The organism is Streptomyces sp. NBC_00459, assembly GCF_036013955.1.
Lineage (GTDB): Bacteria > Actinomycetota > Actinomycetes > Streptomycetales > Streptomycetaceae > Streptomyces.
Window position 1 is genome coordinate 7,284,763 of the sequence record NZ_CP107903.1, and the last position, 15,764, is coordinate 7,300,526.

Below are 15,764 nucleotides of genomic sequence, written 5' to 3' on the forward strand. Positions count from 1 at the left end.
GGCCCTGGACACGGTGGACGCGCGGGGGCGCCGACCGCGTTCAGGGCCAGGTGGACGGTGGTCGGCGGCTTCGGGTGTCAGTGCGCTCGAGCCGTCACCGGAAGCCCCGCCGCCCGCCACGCCTGGAATCCGCCGACCAGGTCGGTCGCCCGGTGCAGCCCCAACCGGTGCAGGGACACGGCCGCGAGGCTCGACGCGTATCCCTCGTTGCAGATGACCACGATCCGTAGGTCGTGGCCGGTCGCCTGAGGCAGGCGATGGCTGCCCCGAGGGTCGAGGCGCCACTCCAGTTCGTTGCGCTCGACCACGAGTGCGCCGGGGATCAGGCCGTCGCGCTCGCGCAGGGCCGAGTACCGGATGTCCACCAGCAGCGCTTCGCCCGCCTGCGCGGCCCTGTATGTCTCCTGTGTCTCCACGCGCGCGTAGGTCTCGCGCACGCGGTCCAGCAACTCGTCGATTCCGACCGGCTGTTCGCTCACTGCCAGTCCTGCGGGCGCTCGACGTGCTCCAGCCGCAGCACCTGTCCCGTACGGCTGTAGCGGCGGATCTGGGGCAGCGGCGGATAGTAGGCGTGGACCGAGATCGCGTGCCGGTCGAGGGACTCGTTGAGGACCTCGTGCACATGGTGGTGGCCGAAGCCCCGGCCCTGGCCGGCCGCCAGTCGCCGCTCCCGGTCGACACCCTCGGTGAGTTCCAGGGTCTTCCAGCCGTCGGTGGGCAGCCGGGCGGCGAGCGAGTTCTCCTTGAGCTCGCCGGCCGCGGTGAGGAAGGCGCCGACCGAGTCGGCGTGGTCGTGCCAGCCGGTGCCGGTGCCGGGCGGCCAGCCGATCAGCCAGGCCTCGCTGCCGCCGGGGCCTTCGAGGCGCACCCAGGTGCGGCCCTCGGGGTCGAGCGGCAGGGATGCGATCAGCTCGGCGTCGGCGGCCGTACGTCGTACGAAGTCGAGCAGGTCCGCCTGCGTCGGGGTCTTGGGAGTTCCTGGGACCTGGGCGGGTGCGGATACGGAGGGTGACACGGACACGGGTACCGTCCTGGTGAACGTTCGCGGGGAGCGCGCGGCGGCGCGGAAGAGCGGTGCGCGCGGGAAAAGGGATGCGAATTCAGCAGGACGGACGACACACGCAGCCCGCATAGCGGACGAGGTCCATATGGACCCTCCGCCACAGGCGTACATCGGTGTCGGCGTCGGTCACGCTCCGGAGTACAGCATGACGGTGCTGACCGGTCAACTCGTTGTCACCATGTGGACGCACTCCGACGAGAGGGGCGGAGGGCACGGACGGAGGCAGGTGTCAGCGCGTGCCCGCCGCGGCTTCGGCGTTCGCCTTCGCGTTCGACTCGTCGGCCCTTCCCGTCCCGTCGGCCTTGTTGTCCGTCCTGTCCTGCGGGGGTCCGCCGAGCGTCGCCTCGGCCGCCGCGTACAGGTCGGCCGGGCGTACGCCGCTCAACGCCGTGACCAGGTGCCCGTCCGGGCGGACCAGAAGCACGGTGTGGGCGGCGGCGCCCGGATAGCTCTCCGTGACCAGCAGCTCGGCGGGGTGCGGAAGCGCGGCCACCGCGGCCGCCAGCCGGGGCATGATCCCGGCGCCCACCCAGTGCTTGCGCTCCCACACACCCGTGCCCGGCGCGACCAGCAGCACCAGCAGCGCACCGCGGCCCAGCCGCTCTCTCAGCCGCACGAAGGAACCGTCCTCTGCGGTGACCTGTACGTCCGTCACCTGTGCGCCGGGCGGGGTGTCGACCGAGATCTCCGCCTCGATGTGCTGGGGCGCCAGCGGCGAACGGCCGTACGATGCCGGCTCGCCCAGGATGCCGCGCCCCAGGTGACCGTCCGTGAGCAGCGAGTCGTGTCCGCGGGCCGACCCGGGGACGTACGACCGCAGCCCCGCACCGCCGCGCAGCAGCGGCAGTGCCTGGTCGGCTGCGCGCAGCCGGGCGGAGACGGCCGCGCGCCGCTCGGACTGATAGCTGTCCAGCAGCGCCTCGTGCGGGCCGTGGTGCCAGGCGAGGGCCAGTTTCCAGGCCAGGTTGTCGGCGTCCCGCAGTCCTTCGTCCAGCCCCTGGGTGCCGAGTGCGCCGAGCAGGTGCGCGGCGTCCCCGGCGAGGAAGACCCGGCCGGCCCGCCAGCGCCGGGCGAGCCGGTGATGGACGATGTGGACGCCCGTGTCGAGCAGGTCGTACGGCGGTGTCGGGCCGCCGTTCCAGCCCGCGAGGGTCTCCCGGATCCGGGTCACGAGAAGCTCGGGCGTGACCAGGTCCTTGCCGGGCGGCATCAGCCAGTCCAGGCGCCACACACCGTCGGGGAGCGGGCGGGCGATGATCTCCCCGGCCGAGGGCCCCGACGTCCGCCACGGCGGCATCCGGTGCAACAACGCCTCACCGGGCCACGGAAGTTCCGTACGCAGCGCGGCCACGGCGTGGCGTTCCACGGCCGTACGTCCGGGGAAGCGGATGTCCTGGAGTTTGCGCACGGTGGAGCGCGGGCCGTCGCAGCCGACCAGGTAACTGCCGCGCCACCAGGTGCCGCCCGGGCCTCGGGTGTGTGCCGTGACTCCGGACGGCTCCTGCTCGACGGAGTCGAGGCGGCTGTTGACGGCGACCTTGACGAGCCGCTCGTGCGCGATGGCGGTGCGCAGGGCGCCGGTCAGTACGTGCTGGGCGATGTGCAGGGGGATGCCGGTGTCCGTGACGGGTTCCGGCCCGAGCCCCGACCCGAGCCCTGACGGGAGTGAGTCGGTCGGCCCGTCCAAGTCCTCGGTGCCGAAAGAAATCCGACGCATCACCTGCTTGCGCCGCATCGACCGCCATCCGGCCCAGTGGAAACCGGCGTCGGCGATCGGCACACCGGTCAACCGCTCCAGCAGGGCGGCAGTGTCCTCGCGCAGCACGACCGTGCGCGCGGGACGTTGGTCGTCCTTGCCCGGCCCCTCGTCGAGGACGACCGAGGGGACGTCCTGGCGCGCCAGCGCAAGCGCCAGCGTGAGCCCGACCGGCCCCGCTCCGACGATGATCACCGGGTCCATGGCGCGGCGCCCCCTGCCCAGAGCGACGTCTTCATCGACACAAGTGAACAGGAAGTTGGAGCGGGGTGCACGATCACAAAACGTATGCAACAGACTCCGCGCCACCCGGTCAAGCTGGACGCACCACAGGCGCCCACCTCGACGCACTCGACGTTTCCCCAGGTGCGGCATGTGTACCCGGCGTCGGCGGCGAACGACGGAGGCAGTGGCGAACGCGCCACTGCCTCCGTGCCGGTCACACCACTGCCTCCGGGCAGGCCATACGAGTTGAGCGTCCGTCAGATGCTGCCACCCGCACCGGCAGCCTCAGTGCCGCCCACCGCCGCCGCTCCGAGCACCACACCGGTCGACTTCTTGCCGCGCCGCAGTTTGCCCTCCAGCCAGCTTGCGAAGGTGGTGATCAGGAAGTTGATCACGATGAAGATGGCCGCCACCACGATGAAGCTCGGGATCACGTTGGCGTAGTTGGCGGCGAGCGTGCTGCGCGCGTTGAGGAGCTCGGTGAAATTGAGCATGACGCCGCCCAGCGCGGTGTCCTTCACGATGACGACGAGCTGACTGACGATCGCCGGCAACATGACGGTGACGGCCTGCGGGAGCAGGACGTTCGTCATCGTCTGGCCCTTGCGCAGACCGACCGCGAGGGCGGCCTCCGTCTGTCCCTTGGGGAGGGACAGGATGCCCGCTCGTACGATCTCCGCGAGCACCGAGGCGTTGTAGAGCACCAGCCCGGTGACGACCGCGTAGAGGGGTCGGGACTCACTGCTGATGTCCGTGGAGCTGACGTAGAACGCGGCGGCGAACAGCATGAGCAGCAGCACCGGAATGGACCGGAAGAACTCGACCACCGCACCGGTGGGAACCCGTACCCACCGGTGGTCGGACAGCCGGGCGATACCCAGGAGCGCACCCAGGGGAAGGGCGATCACCATGGAGAGCGCCGCGGCCTTCATGGTGTTGGCGAGGCCGGGCAGCAGATAGGTCGTCCACGCCTGTGACGTGGTGAACGGCTCCCACAGGGCCCACTTCAGCTGCCCCTTGTCGTCCATCGTCCGCCAGATCCACCACAGGAACAGGGCGAGCAGGACGAAGAAGACGATCGTGAGGACCACGTTGCGCTGTTTGGCGCGGGGGCCCGGCGTGTCGTAGAGGACGGAGGTCATCGCTTCACCGCCAGTCGCTTGCTCAGCCAGCCGAGGGCGAGCCCGGTGGGCAGGGTCAGTACCACGAACCCGAAGGCGAAGACCGCGCCGATGAGCAGCAACTGAGCCTCGTTCTCGATCATCGTCTTCATCAGACTCGCGGCTTCGGCGACGCCGATCGCAGCCGCCACGGTGGTGTTCTTGGTCAGCGCGATCAGTACATTTGCCAGCGGGCCGATGACCGACCGGAACGCCTGCGGCAGCACGACGAGACCCAGCACCTGGCTGAAGCTCAGCCCGATGGCGCGGGCCGCCTCGGCCTGCCCCGGGGGCACGGTGTTGATGCCGGAGCGCAGTGCCTCGCAGACGAAGGCCGCGGTGTAGGCGGTGAGGCCGAGCACCGCCAGCCGGAAGCCCTGGAGCGGAAAGTCGTCGGATGCGCCCATCGTCACGCCGAAGATGTCGGCAAGGCCGAGTGAGGTGAAGACGATGATGACCGTCAGCGGGATGTTGCGGACGATGTTCACGTAGGCGGTGCCGAACCCGCGCATGAGCGGAACCGGGCTGACCCGCATGGCGGCCAGCAGTGTGCCCCAGACCAGGGAGCCGAGGGCGGAGAGGGCGGTGAGTTTCACCGTCATCCAGAACGCCCCGAGGACGTCGTAACCATCAAGAAAGTCGAACACGATCCCCGCGCTTCCGGGTGTGAGGCGTATGTGGCGTGCGTGGCAGACGCGGTGCGCCGCTGCCCTGATCGCGGTGGGCGGCGGCGCACCTGCGCAACCCTGGGTTAGCTGACGATGTCGCCGATCTTCGGAGCCGGCTCGTTCTTGTAGCCGGCCGGACCGAAGTTGTCCTTGACCGCGGTGTCCCAGGCGCCGTCGCTGACCATCTTCTCCAGCGCCGTGTTGATCTTGTTCACGGTCGCGGTGTCGCCCTTCTTGACGCCGATGCCGTAGTTCTCGTTGCTCAGCTTGAGGCCCGCCAGCTTGAACTGACCCTCGTACTTGTCCTGGGCGGCGAAGCCCGCGAGGATCGAGTCGTCCGTGGTCACCGCGTCGACGGCACCGCTCTGCAGGGCGGCGATGCACTCCGAGTAGCCCGAGTTCTCACGCAGGTTGGCCTTCGGAGCGATCGTGTCCTTGATGTTCTGGGCCGAGGTGGAGCCGGTCACGGAACAGAGGTTCTTGCCGTTGAGGTCCGTGCCCTTGGCGATGTTGGAGTCTGCCTTGACGAGCAGGTCCTGGTGGGCGAGCAGGTACGGGCCGGCGAAGTCGACCTTCGCCTTGCGCTTGTCGTTGATCGAGTACGAGGCCGCGATGAACTTCACGTCACCGCGGGCGAGGGCGGTCTCGCGGTCGGCGCTCTTGGTCTCGACCCACTCGATCTTGTCGGGCTCGTAGCCGAGCTGCTTGGCCACGTACGTCGCCACGTCCACGTCGAAGCCGGAGAAGGAGCCGTCGGGCTCCTTCAGGCCGATGCCGGGCTGGTCGAACTTGATGCCGACCTTGATCTTGTCGCCGCCGCCGGAGCCGGTGTCGCCCTTGTCGTCGTCGCCTCCACATGCCGTCGCCGTGAGGGCGAGGACAAGAGCTGCGGCGGTCGCGGCGGTGACCTTGCGGAGCTTCATGGTGAACATCCTTTGAGTGGTGAAGTGAATACGGGCCGTAACGAGCGGATGCCGCAGTTCGTCTGTGGTCGGGAAACCGCTCAGGAGGCGGATTCCTTCACTGCTGCGGGAGGCGTCGAGAGAAGTGCTGCAGGAAGTGCTGTGGGATCAGTGGTGCAGGATCTTGGACAGGAAGTCCTTCGCGCGGTCGCTGCGCGGGTTGCTGAAGAACTGGTCCGGCACAGCCTCTTCGACGATGCGGCCGTCCGCCATGAACACCACTCGGTTCGCAGCCGAACGGGCGAACCCCATTTCGTGGGTGACGACGATCATGGTCATGCCCTCGCGGGCGAGCTGCTGCATGACCTCCAGGACCTCGTTGATCATCTCGGGGTCGAGCGCCGACGTCGGCTCGTCGAAGAGCATGACCTTGGGGTCCATGGCCAGGGCGCGGGCGATGGCGACACGCTGCTGCTGGCCGCCGGACAGCTGGGCGGGGTACTTGTCCGCCTGCGTGGCCACGCCCACCCGGTCGAGCAGGGCGCGGGCCTTCTCCTCGGCCACCTTCTTGTCGGCCTTGCGGACCTTGATCTGGCCCAGCATCACGTTCTCGAGCACCGTCTTGTGCGCGAAGAGATTGAAGGACTGGAAGACCATGCCGACGTCGGCCCGCAGCCGGGCCAGCGCCTTGCCCTCCTGGGGCAGCGGCTTGCCGTCGATCGAGATGTCTCCCGAGTCGATGGTCTCCAGACGGTTGATGGCGCGGCACAGGGTGGACTTACCGGACCCGGAGGGTCCGATGACCACGACCACCTCGCCGCGGGTGATGGTCAGGTCGATGTCCTGGAGAACATGCAACGCGCCAAAGTGCTTGTTGACGCTCTTCAGGACGACCAGATCGCCGGTCACGGGCACGTCGTCCTTGGCCACCGATACTTCGGTCATCGCTTACTGGCTCCGTCCACCTCGGTTTCGGAGGACAGTAGTGACCCCGTGAGACCAGCGTCACCACATCTGAGGGGAACTTGAGCATAACGATCCGATGTCAGGTCAACACGCTTTGTAGCACCCCCCGAAAGAGGTGTACCGGCTGGATAACGGAAGTGTTCCGCGGCCGGAACCAGGCACGCGTGTGCGTGTGTCCACATGGTGTACTCCGCTGGGGCACGGCATGTGGTGTACAAGTCGAAACGGCACGGTCGGCGAACCGAAGCCCATGAACCGAAAGGGTCGCGATGAGACTGCTCCTCGTCGAGGACGACAACCACGTCGCCGCCGCGCTCTCCGCGGTCCTGGCGCGGCACGGCTTCGCCGTCACACACGCCCGCAGCGGCGAGGAGGCCCTCCAGGCGCTCGTCCCGGAAGGCAACGGCTTCGGCGTGGTGCTGCTCGACCTGGGCCTGCCCGACCAGGACGGGTACGAGGTGTGCGGCAAGATCCGCAAGCGCACCAACACCCCCGTCATCATGGTCACCGCGCGCTCCGACATCCGCTCCCGCATCCACGGTCTCAACCTCGGAGCCGACGACTACGTGGTCAAGCCGTACGACACAGGGGAGTTGCTCGCCCGGATCCATGCCGTCAGCCGACGCAGTGTCCACGAGGACGCCGCCGAGGCCGGTGAGAACGCGCTGCTCCTGGGATCGCTGCGGATCGAACTGTCCACCCGGCAGGTCCTCGTGGACGGTTCCGTGGTCCAACTGACCCGCAAGGAGTTCGATCTGCTCGCCCTCCTCGCGCAGCGTCCCGGAGTGGTGTTCCGCCGTGAACAGATCATCAGCGAGGTCTGGCGCACCAGCTGGGAAGGGACCGGCCGCACCCTGGAGGTGCATGTCGCGTCCCTGCGCGCCAAGTTGAGCATGCCGGCGCTGATCGAGACCGTCCGCGGCGTGGGCTATCGGCTCGTCGCCCCGGCGCAGTAGCGGGGACTGGTGCGTACACGTCTTCTCCCCCTGCTCATCGTCCTGATGGCGGCCGTCCTGCTCGCGCTCGGCATCCCGCTCGCCATCAGCGTGGCCGCCGCCCAGCAGCAGAAGGTCGTCGTCGACCGGATCGACGACACAGCGCGTTTCGCGGCGCTCGCCCAGTTCGTCACCGACCGGCCCACCGGGTCCCGCGTCAAGGACGCGGACACCGACGAGCGCGGCGAGACCCTCCAGCGGGAACTCGAGAGCTACTACGACGTCTACGGCATCCGTTCCGGTGTCTTCTACCGCAACGGCGTGCCCATGGCCAACGCGCCGACCGACTGGTACCTGCCGGAAACGGGCGAGGTGCGTGACGCGTTCGCCGAAGCGCTCCTCTCCCGGCGCAGCCACGATCCGCAGCAGGTCTGGCCCTGGCAGCGTCACCGGCTCGTCGTCGCGTCGCCGGTCATCCGCGACGGCGATGTCGTGGCCGTCGTGGTCACCGACTCGCCCACCGGGCAGATGCGTTCACGGACGCTGCACGGCTGGATCGTCATCGGCGCCGGCGAGATCGCCGCGATGCTGCTCGCGGTGGGCGCCGCGCTGCGCCTCACCGGCTGGGTGCTCAGGCCCGTACGCGTCCTCGACGCCACCACGCACAGCATCGCGACCGGCAGTCTGAAATCCCGGGTGGCCGTGGCCGGCGGGCCGCCGGAACTCAGACGGCTGGCCCGGGCGTTCAACGAGATGGCGGACAACGTCGAGGACGTGCTGGAGCAGCAGCGCGCCTTCGTCGCCGACGCCTCGCACCAGCTGCGCAACCCGCTCTCGGCGCTGCTGCTGCGGATCGAGCTGCTCGCACTCGAACTGCCGGAGGGGAACGAGGAGATCGCCTCCGTCCAGACCGAGGGCAAGCGACTGGCCGAGGTCCTGGACGACCTCCTCGACCTGGCGCTGGCCGAGCACGCCGAGGCGGACCTCGTGCTCACCGACATCGGCGCGCTGACGGCCGAGCGCGTCGCGGCCTGGACCCCGCTCGCCGAGGCCAAGGGCGTACGCCTGGTCGGCGAATGCCCGGCCACCACCGCCTGGGCCGACCCGGTCACGCTGTCCAGCGCCCTGGACGCGGTGATCGACAACGCGGTGAAGTTCACGCCGGAGGACGAGTGCGTGCGGGTGTCGGTCGCGTCGAACGGATCGACCTCCACGGTCGTGGTCACCGACGGCGGTCCGGGGCTCACCGACGACGAACTCGTCCGTATCGGCGACCGCTTCTGGCGCAGCGGTCGGCATCAGAACGTCAAGGGCTCGGGCCTCGGCCTGTCCATCTCCCGGATTCTGCTGGCAGCGGGCGGCGGCACGATCTCGTACGATCATCACGAGCCGCACGGCCTGAAGGTGACGGTGCGGGTGCCGAGGTCGGGCCCGGCGTCCTGAGGCAGCCCTACGGCTTGACCGAGCGGTAGTAGCGCCGGGCGCCCTCGTGCAGGGCCAACGGGTCGGTGTAGATGGCGGTCCGCAGATCCACGAGCTGCGCCGAGTGGACGACGGCGCCGATGCGATCCCGGCTGTCGATCACCGACCGGGTCAGCCACTCGGTGAGCCTCGGGTCCACGTCCTCGCGCGTCACGAGCAGGTTGGACACCGCGATCGTCGCCACGGTCGAGCCGTCCTGGACGGACGGGTAGGCCGACTCCGGCATGTTGGTGGCCCGGTAGTAGCGGGAGGCTCCGCCCTGTTCGTGCAGTTTGGCGACCAGGTCCGCGTCGATCGGGACGAAGCGGAAGGAGAAGGTCTTCGCCAGCTGCACCAAGCCGTTCGTGGGCAGCCCGCCCGACCAGAAGAAGGCGTCGATCTGGTCGTGCCGGAGCCGTCCGGGCCCTGTGTCGATGCCTTCGGCGAAGGGCTTGATGTCCTTGGCCGGGTCGAGACCGGCCGCGGCCAGCACCCGGTCCGCGATCAGCCGTACGCCGGAGTTCTCCAGCCCTATGGCCACCCGCTTGCCCCGCAGGTCCTGGACGGTCGAGATCTTGGAGTCCCGTGGCACCACCAGCTGCACATAGTCGTCGTACAGGCGTGCGACCCCGCGCAGTTTGTCGGCCCCTGGCAGCTTCCTCAGCTTGTACGTCTCCACCGCGTCGGCCGCCGCGATGGTGAAGTCGGCGTCGCCCGTGGCCACCCGCTCGACGTTCTCCTGCGATCCCTGGCTGGTCATCAGCCGTACGTCCAGGTGCGGCATGTCCTTGGCGAAGGACGTCCTGAGCCCCGAGCCGTACTGCTGGTAGACGCCGGCAGGTGACCCGGTGCTGAACGTGATCGTCCCGGCCGGAGGATCCTCGTCCAGCGGCAGCAACCACCACAGCAGCAGCCCGAAGACCACGAAGGCGGCGGCCGAGCCCATGAGGGCCTGTCGCCTGCGGATCCGGGGGAGCACCTTCAACATGCGCGAGATCCTGCCAGTCCGGCCCCCGTGCTGGCCAGGAAAAAGGGGGAGGGGCCGTCTGACGTACGACGATCGGATCGCCCCGGGGGAGCTGTCACAGGATGGTTAGAGTCACCGTATGCGCCCCGCCGTCCCTCCTTCCTCCGCTGCCGCCTCGCCCGCCGACCTGGTCCGGGAGTTCCACCTGGCCTTCGGTCTCGACACCCGCAGTACGCCTGCCGAGGTCTCCCCGAAGCTCGCGGCGCACCGGGGCGAGCTGCTCGCGGAGGAGGCCGCGGAGGTGGCCGAGGTCGCGGTCACGGGCCCGCTGGACCGGCTGGCGCACGAGCTGGCCGACGTCGTGTACGTGGCGTACGGCACGGCCCTGGTCCACGGCATCGACCTCGACGCGGTGATCGCGGAGATCCACCGCGCCAACATGACGAAGCTGGGCCCCGACGGCCTGGTCGCCCGTAGGGCCGACGGAAAGGTGCTCAAGGGCGACCACTACCGTGCCCCGGACGTCGGAGCCGTCCTGCGCCGCCAGGGCTGGAACGCGGGCGAGCGGTAACCCGTACGGCCCTGCTTCACGCACCGCCTACCCTTGTCGCATGAGCAGCAGTGACCGGATCCAGGCCGTGGACGTCAAGACATACGAAGTGCGCACCTACGGGTGCCAGATGAACGTCCACGATTCCGAGCGATTGTCCGGACTGCTCGAGAACGCCGGCTACGTGCGTGCGCCCGAGGGTGCGGACGGCGATGCGGACGTCGTCGTCTTCAACACCTGCGCGGTGCGCGAGAACGCCGACAACAAGCTGTACGGCAACCTCGGCCGGCTCGCCCCGATGAAGACGAAGCGTCCCGGGATGCAGATCGCCGTGGGCGGCTGCCTCGCGCAGAAGGACCGCGACACCATCGTGAAGCGGGCGCCCTGGGTGGACGTCGTCTTCGGTACGCACAACATCGGCAAGCTGCCCGTACTGCTCGAACGCGCGCGCGTGCAGGAGGAGGCGCAGGTCGAGATCGCCGAGTCGCTGGAGGCGTTCCCGTCGACGCTGCCGACGCGGCGCGAGAGCGCGTACGCGGCCTGGGTGTCGATCTCCGTCGGCTGCAACAACACGTGCACCTTCTGCATCGTCCCGGCCCTGCGCGGCAAGGAGAAGGACCGCCGCACCGGCGACATCCTCGCTGAGATCGAGGCGCTGGTCGGCGAGGGCGTCTCCGAGATCACCCTGCTCGGCCAGAACGTCAACGCGTACGGCTCCGACATCGGTGACCGCGAGGCCTTCAGCAAGCTGCTGCGGGCCTGCGGGAAGATCGAGGGCCTGGAGCGCGTCCGCTTCACCTCCCCGCACCCGCGCGACTTCACCGACGACGTCATCGCGGCGATGGCCGAGACGCCGAACGTGATGCCGCAGCTCCACATGCCCATGCAGTCCGGCTCGGACACGATCCTGAAGGCGATGCGCCGCTCGTACCGCCAGGACCGCTACCTGGGGATCATCGAGAAGGTGCGGGCGGCCATCCCGCACGCGGCGATCACCTCCGACATCATCGTGGGCTTCCCCGGGGAGACCGAGGAGGACTTCGAGCAGACGCTGCACGCGGTGCGCGAGGCGCGGTTCGCACAGGCGTTCACATTCCAGTACTCCAAGCGGCCTGGCACGCCTGCCGCCACGATGGAGAACCAGATCCCCAAGGAGGTCGTCCAGGAGCGTTACCTGCGTCTCGCCGCCCTCCAGGAGGAGATCTCCTGGGACGAGAACAAGAAGCAGGTCGGCCGCACCCTGGAGCTGATGGTCGCCGAGGGCGAGGGCCGCAAGGACGGCGCCACCCACCGTCTCTCCGGCCGCGCCCCCGACAACCGGCTGGTCCACTTCACCAAACCGGACGCAGTGGTGCGCCCCGGAGACGTGGTCACGGTCGAGATCACGTACGCCGCCCCGCACCACCTCCTCGCCGAGGGCGCCGCCCTGAGCGTGCGTCCCACGCGCGCGGGTGACGCCTGGGAGAAGCGCAACACCGCGGAAGCGGCGAAGCCGGCGGGCGTCATGCTGGGCCTGCCGGGAATCGGGGCGCCTGCTCCGCTGCCGGCGGCTGCGGGGAGCGGCTGCGGCTGCGACTGACGTCCTGCCACAATGCGGGTGGAAAGCGGGTGGAAAGGAGCATCACATGTTGCCTTACAGAGTCGCGTTCACCGAAGAGGCCGCCCAGGTGCGCGACAGCCTGTCCACCGACCGGCGTGACGTGCTGGAGCGGGGCCTGGCCATACTGGTGACCGACCCGAGGCACAAGCTCTCCCACTCCGTCCGCGGTGACGAGACGACGCGTGAGATCGCCCTCTCGCGCAACCTCTTCATCGAGTACGTGATCAGCGACGGCAAGCTGGTCGTGCTCCTCCTCACGGTCATCGACCTGACCGACGTGCTGATCGAGGACTGACACCGCGCGGTCCGCCGGGGCTACCCTGCCGAGCATGCTCGTCGCCGCCGCCGTCTGCCCCTGTCCGCCGCTCCTCGTGCCCGATGTGGCAGCGGGCGCCGCACCCGAGCTGGAGGCCGCGCGCGCCGCCAGCTCGGACGCGCTGGCCGTGCTCGCGGCCTCCCGCCCCGACCGGCTGCTGGTCGTCGGGCCCGCCGAACAGAGCGGGCGCGGACCGCACCCGGAGGGCACGCGGGGCTCGTTCCGCAGCTTCGGGGTGGACCTCGACGTACGCCTGGGTGCCGGGAACGCCGGACCGGCGGCTGCGGAAAGGGAGCTGCCGGCGGCGCTCGCCGTCGCCGCCTGGCTGCTGGAGCGGACCGGTTGGTCTCAGGCGCCCGTCGAAGGCCTGGGCGTGGGGGAACCTCTTGCGGCCGAACGGTGCGTCGCGGTCGGGAGGGAGATCGGCGGGCGGCCGGAACGGGTGGCCCTGCTGGTGATGGGGGACGCCAGCGCGTGCCGCACGCTCAAGGCGCCGGGGTACCTGGACGAGCGGGCGGCCGGGTTCGACGCGGAGGTCGCGCGGGCGCTCGGAGCGGCGGACGTGGCGGCGCTCAAGGCGCTGGACGCGGAACTGGCCCACGAACTGAAGGTCTCGGGCCGGGCGCCCTGGCAGGTCCTCGCGGGCGCGGCCGAGAACACCGACCTGGCGGGCACGCTGCTGTACGAGGACGCTCCGTACGGCGTGGGATACGTGGTCGCGGCCTGGTCGTAGCCGGTGCCGTGACACGGCGGACGGCCGGGAGCGTGTGCTCCGCAGCCGTCCGTCGATGTGCGGTGCTGTCGTTCGCGCCGGTCAGGAAGCCGGTGGCGGCGCGTCCGGCGGTGGCGTGAACGTGTCGTCCGGGGTGCCACCGTCCTTGTGCGCGAGTCGGTCCACGGCGCCCTTCGCCTTGCCGGTGCCCGTATGGATCTTGTCGCTGTACTTGCCCTTGGTCTTCTCGTCGACCACCTTCGCGGCCTTGTCGAGACCCCGCTCGATCTGGCCCTCGTGCTGCTGCGCGAAGTCCGCGACCTTCTCCTTGGCCGGGGCGAGCTTTGCCTTCAGATTGTCCAGCAGACCCATTTTTCGCCTTCCCTCGCGGGCAGTTACTTGCGGGCGCCCTCACCGGCCTCGCTGTCGGCGGCCTCCTCGGCGGACTGCTGCTTGGGGATCTCGACGCCCTCGGTGGCGGAGACGGTCACGGCTTCCGTCTTCTCCGCCGTGATCTCCGTCTCGGCCCCGCTGTCGGCCTCGGGCGATCCCTTCGCCGCTTCCGTCTCCTCCGCCGCCGGCTCGTCCGTCACGGCGACGGCCTGCTCGTCGGCGGTCGACGCCTCCTCCGTGGTCTTCGACCGTCCGAGAAGCCGTGCAAAAACGCCCATATCCACTCCATACGTTACTCGTGCGGGCGAAATCCCGCGTCGCCCGGTGCGTCCGTTTGCGTCGCCCCCGTCGCCGCCTCCCGAATCCGGCGGCGCGAACCTCGCAACTGGCAACGACCCCGGACCGCCGCCGTCACGTCGCTCGTTCGAGGAGGGGTCCCGGGTTTGCGAGACTGTGGCGGTGAGCAGCGCAGCCCCCACCCCACGAGTCATCGCCGTCGTCGGCCCCACCGCAGCCGGAAAGTCCGATCTGGGTGTCTTTCTCGCTCAGCGACTCGGCGGCGAGGTCGTCAACGCCGACTCGATGCAGCTCTACCGAGGGATGGATATCGGCACCGCCAAGTTGACGCCCGAGGAGCGCGGCGGAATCCCGCACCATCTCCTGGACATCTGGGACGTGACCGTCGCGGCGAGCGTCGCCGAATACCAGCGCCTCGCCCGCGAACGGATCGACGCGCTGCTCGCCGAGGGTCGCTGGCCGGTCCTGGTCGGCGGCTCCGGTCTGTACGTCCGGGGAGCCGTCGACAACCTGGAGTTCCCCGGTACCGATCCCGAGGTCAGGGCCCGCCTGGAGGAGGAGCTCGCCCTGCGCGGTTCCGGTGCTCTGCACGCCCGCCTGGCCGTCGCCGACCCCGAGGCCGCGCAGGCCATCCTGCCCAGCAACGGACGCCGTATCGTCCGGGCCCTGGAGGTCATCGAGATCACCGGCAAGCCCTTCACCGCCAACCTTCCAGGCCACGACTCCGTGTACGACACCGTGCAGATCGGCGTCGACGTGGCCCGCCCCGAGCTCGACGAGCGCATCGCCCGCCGGGTCGACCGGATGTGGGCGGAGGGGCTTGTGGACGAGGTGCGCGCGCTGGAGGCGCACGGCCTGCGCGAGGGGCTCACGGCATCGCGCGCGCTGGGCTACCAGCAGGTGCTCGCGGCGCTCGCCGGGGAGTGCGACGAGGACGACGCGCGCGCCGAAACGGTGCGTGCCACCAAGCGCTTCGCGCGCCGTCAGGATTCGTGGTTCAGGCGCGATCCCCGGGTGCACTGGTTGAGTGGGGCTGCGGCGGATCTCACAGAACTTCCGGACCTCGCACTGGCGTTGGTCGAACGACCGGTCACAGCCTGATCACGTCATGGCATCGGGACGCTCCGGCCGTCATCCAGGCCTCCGGCGCCGTGCCATCATCGAGCTTCGATCGACCAAGTGGAGTCCGAGTTGGGAGGGCGCGTGGCGATGGAGGCCGGCCCTCGCGACACCGCACAAGGCGCGGGACACATCACAGGTGACGGTGGCGAAACGGAACGGGACGAAGATCGTCTGAGCCCCGACGGGCCCGACGAGACACAGGGCGGCGTGACCGCCGACGGACCCGAACCGGACGAGATGTTCCTCGGGCCCGAGGTCGAGGTGGAACTACGTCCGCAGCGCCGCCTGCGCATCTGGCAGCTCGCCCCGATCGTGGTCCTGGCGGCGCTCGGCTCCCTGATGTTCGCCTTCCCGCTGGCGTTCGACTTCGGCGACAGCGGAGCCGTGATCGCCATGCTGGGGCTGCTCATCTGCTCCTGCGCGGCGGGCTGGGGCATGATGGCCGCCCGCCGGGTCGGCTACACGGCTCCGGGCCTCGGTGAAGGCCGACGGGACTGGCGGGTCGTACTGGCGTACGTCGTGATGGTGGTCGTGGTCATCGGGCTCGCCGTGTGGAGAGTGGCCCGGCTGCGGTAGCGCTCCGCCGGAGGGGCCGCGAGGGTTTGTGGTCCACGGCGGCGCCGTTGTGGCTGGTCGAGCGGTTCCCCGCGCCCCTAGGGTGCGCTCCCAAG

General features: G+C 69.6%; 19 protein-coding genes. 8 read left to right on the plus strand and 11 right to left on the minus strand.

Annotation, left to right across the window (positions count from 1 at the left end; genetic code table 11):
* Positions 1 to 77 precede the first annotated feature (77 nt).
* The 8 genes from OHN74_RS32270 to OHN74_RS32300 form a co-directional block, all read right to left on the minus strand.
* Positions 78 to 485: a rhodanese-like domain-containing protein gene (locus OHN74_RS32270; RefSeq protein ID WP_327700354.1), complete on the minus strand. Its 408-nt coding sequence runs from the start codon at positions 483 to 485 to the stop codon at positions 78 to 80.
* Positions 476 to 1,021, minus strand: a complete 546-nt coding sequence (locus OHN74_RS32275; RefSeq protein WP_327698080.1) for a cysteine dioxygenase — start codon at positions 1,019 to 1,021, stop codon at positions 476 to 478. Before OHN74_RS32275 ends, OHN74_RS32270 begins: the two co-directional genes overlap by 10 nt.
* A 79-nt stretch (positions 1,022 to 1,100) precedes the next feature.
* Positions 1,101 to 1,277 (minus strand): putative leader peptide, encoded by a 177-nt coding sequence (locus tag OHN74_RS42955; RefSeq protein WP_371662941.1) that lies wholly within the window; start codon positions 1,275 to 1,277, stop codon positions 1,101 to 1,103.
* A gap of 15 nt (positions 1,278 to 1,292) precedes the next feature.
* Positions 1,293 to 3,023 (minus strand): FAD-dependent monooxygenase, encoded by a 1,731-nt coding sequence (locus tag OHN74_RS32280; RefSeq protein ID WP_327698081.1) that lies wholly within the window; start codon positions 3,021 to 3,023, stop codon positions 1,293 to 1,295.
* 278 nt (positions 3,024 to 3,301) lie between these two features.
* Positions 3,302 to 4,186, minus strand: coding sequence for an amino acid ABC transporter permease (locus tag OHN74_RS32285; RefSeq protein WP_327698082.1), 885 nt, complete (start codon positions 4,184 to 4,186; stop codon positions 3,302 to 3,304).
* A complete protein-coding gene (locus OHN74_RS32290; protein ID WP_327698083.1) occupies positions 4,183 to 4,851 on the minus strand; it encodes an amino acid ABC transporter permease in 669 nt (222 codons plus the stop codon). The genes OHN74_RS32285 and OHN74_RS32290 overlap by 4 nt, the downstream gene beginning before the upstream one ends.
* A gap of 104 nt (positions 4,852 to 4,955) precedes the next feature.
* Entirely contained in the window at positions 4,956 to 5,795 is an 840-nt protein-coding gene (locus OHN74_RS32295; RefSeq protein WP_327698084.1) for a glutamate ABC transporter substrate-binding protein, read from the minus strand.
* A gap of 147 nt (positions 5,796 to 5,942) precedes the next feature.
* Positions 5,943 to 6,719 (minus strand): amino acid ABC transporter ATP-binding protein, encoded by a 777-nt coding sequence (locus tag OHN74_RS32300; RefSeq protein ID WP_189147520.1) that lies wholly within the window; start codon positions 6,717 to 6,719, stop codon positions 5,943 to 5,945.
* 290 nt (positions 6,720 to 7,009) lie between these two features.
* On the opposite strand from OHN74_RS32300, the gene OHN74_RS32305 reads away from it, so the two are divergent.
* The gene (locus OHN74_RS32305; RefSeq protein WP_327698085.1) at positions 7,010 to 7,696 is read left to right on the plus strand and encodes a response regulator transcription factor; all 687 of its coding nucleotides are present in this window, start codon (positions 7,010 to 7,012) and stop codon (positions 7,694 to 7,696) included.
* Positions 7,697 to 7,705: 9 nt separating this feature from the next.
* Positions 7,706 to 9,118, plus strand: coding sequence for a sensor histidine kinase (locus OHN74_RS32310; protein WP_327698086.1), 1,413 nt, complete (start codon positions 7,706 to 7,708; stop codon positions 9,116 to 9,118).
* A gap of 7 nt (positions 9,119 to 9,125) precedes the next feature.
* Here the strand turns inward: OHN74_RS32310 and OHN74_RS32315 are convergent, their stop codons facing one another.
* Entirely contained in the window at positions 9,126 to 10,124 is a 999-nt protein-coding gene (locus tag OHN74_RS32315) for a TAXI family TRAP transporter solute-binding subunit (protein ID WP_327698087.1), read from the minus strand.
* Positions 10,125 to 10,242: 118 nt separating this feature from the next.
* On the opposite strand from OHN74_RS32315, the gene OHN74_RS32320 reads away from it, so the two are divergent.
* Genes OHN74_RS32320 through OHN74_RS32335 form a run of 4 tightly spaced genes read left to right on the plus strand, consistent with a single transcriptional unit; the run spans position 10,243 to position 13,302 of the window.
* The gene (locus OHN74_RS32320; protein ID WP_327698088.1) at positions 10,243 to 10,674 is read left to right on the plus strand and encodes a MazG nucleotide pyrophosphohydrolase domain-containing protein; all 432 of its coding nucleotides are present in this window, start codon (positions 10,243 to 10,245) and stop codon (positions 10,672 to 10,674) included.
* Positions 10,675 to 10,714: 40 nt separating this feature from the next.
* Positions 10,715 to 12,232 (plus strand): tRNA (N6-isopentenyl adenosine(37)-C2)-methylthiotransferase MiaB, encoded by a 1,518-nt coding sequence (gene miaB / locus OHN74_RS32325; RefSeq protein ID WP_327698089.1) that lies wholly within the window; start codon positions 10,715 to 10,717, stop codon positions 12,230 to 12,232.
* A gap of 46 nt (positions 12,233 to 12,278) precedes the next feature.
* Positions 12,279 to 12,548, plus strand: coding sequence for a hypothetical protein (locus OHN74_RS32330; protein WP_327698090.1), 270 nt, complete (start codon positions 12,279 to 12,281; stop codon positions 12,546 to 12,548).
* Positions 12,549 to 12,582: 34 nt separating this feature from the next.
* A complete protein-coding gene (locus OHN74_RS32335) occupies positions 12,583 to 13,302 on the plus strand; it encodes a class III extradiol dioxygenase subunit B-like domain-containing protein (protein WP_327698091.1) in 720 nt (239 codons plus the stop codon).
* 81 nt (positions 13,303 to 13,383) lie between these two features.
* Here the strand turns inward: OHN74_RS32335 and OHN74_RS32340 are convergent, their stop codons facing one another.
* Both OHN74_RS32340 and OHN74_RS32345 read right to left on the minus strand, forming a co-directional pair.
* Complete coding sequence (locus OHN74_RS32340; RefSeq protein WP_327698092.1) at positions 13,384 to 13,653, minus strand: antitoxin; 270 nt, start codon at positions 13,651 to 13,653, stop codon at positions 13,384 to 13,386.
* A gap of 23 nt (positions 13,654 to 13,676) precedes the next feature.
* The gene (locus OHN74_RS32345; RefSeq protein WP_327698093.1) at positions 13,677 to 13,952 is read right to left on the minus strand and encodes a hypothetical protein; all 276 of its coding nucleotides are present in this window, start codon (positions 13,950 to 13,952) and stop codon (positions 13,677 to 13,679) included.
* Positions 13,953 to 14,133: 181 nt separating this feature from the next.
* On the opposite strand from OHN74_RS32345, the gene miaA reads away from it, so the two are divergent.
* A complete protein-coding gene (gene miaA, locus OHN74_RS32350; RefSeq protein WP_327698094.1) occupies positions 14,134 to 15,072 on the plus strand; it encodes a tRNA (adenosine(37)-N6)-dimethylallyltransferase MiaA in 939 nt (312 codons plus the stop codon).
* 108 nt (positions 15,073 to 15,180) lie between these two features.
* Complete coding sequence (locus OHN74_RS32355) at positions 15,181 to 15,669, plus strand: hypothetical protein (RefSeq protein ID WP_327700355.1); 489 nt, start codon at positions 15,181 to 15,183, stop codon at positions 15,667 to 15,669.
* The last annotated feature ends 95 nt before the right edge of the window (positions 15,670 to 15,764 follow it).

Bases quoted from the DNA above. Each gene is read 5' to 3' on its own strand.
- miaB (WP_327698089.1), top strand. From the start codon at position 10,715: ATGAGCAGCAGTGACCGGATCCAGGCCGTGGACGTCAAGACATACGAA.
- OHN74_RS32335 (WP_327698091.1), top strand. From the start codon at position 12,583: ATGCTCGTCGCCGCCGCCGTCTGCCCCTGTCCGCCGCTCCTCGTGCCC.
- OHN74_RS32340 (WP_327698092.1), bottom strand. From the start codon at position 13,653: ATGGGTCTGCTGGACAATCTGAAGGCAAAGCTCGCCCCGGCCAAGGAG.
- OHN74_RS32355 (WP_327700355.1), top strand. From the start codon at position 15,181: ATGGAGGCCGGCCCTCGCGACACCGCACAAGGCGCGGGACACATCACA.
- OHN74_RS32320 (WP_327698088.1), top strand. From the start codon at position 10,243: ATGCGCCCCGCCGTCCCTCCTTCCTCCGCTGCCGCCTCGCCCGCCGAC.
- OHN74_RS32305 (WP_327698085.1), top strand. From the start codon at position 7,010: ATGAGACTGCTCCTCGTCGAGGACGACAACCACGTCGCCGCCGCGCTC.
- OHN74_RS32315 (WP_327698087.1), bottom strand. From the start codon at position 10,124: ATGTTGAAGGTGCTCCCCCGGATCCGCAGGCGACAGGCCCTCATGGGC.
- OHN74_RS32285 (WP_327698082.1), bottom strand. From the start codon at position 4,186: ATGACCTCCGTCCTCTACGACACGCCGGGCCCCCGCGCCAAACAGCGC.
- OHN74_RS32300 (WP_189147520.1), bottom strand. From the start codon at position 6,719: ATGACCGAAGTATCGGTGGCCAAGGACGACGTGCCCGTGACCGGCGAT.
- OHN74_RS32280 (WP_327698081.1), bottom strand. From the start codon at position 3,023: ATGGACCCGGTGATCATCGTCGGAGCGGGGCCGGTCGGGCTCACGCTG.
- OHN74_RS32330 (WP_327698090.1), top strand. From the start codon at position 12,279: ATGTTGCCTTACAGAGTCGCGTTCACCGAAGAGGCCGCCCAGGTGCGC.
- OHN74_RS32295 (WP_327698084.1), bottom strand. From the start codon at position 5,795: ATGAAGCTCCGCAAGGTCACCGCCGCGACCGCCGCAGCTCTTGTCCTC.
- OHN74_RS32345 (WP_327698093.1), bottom strand. From the start codon at position 13,952: ATGGGCGTTTTTGCACGGCTTCTCGGACGGTCGAAGACCACGGAGGAG.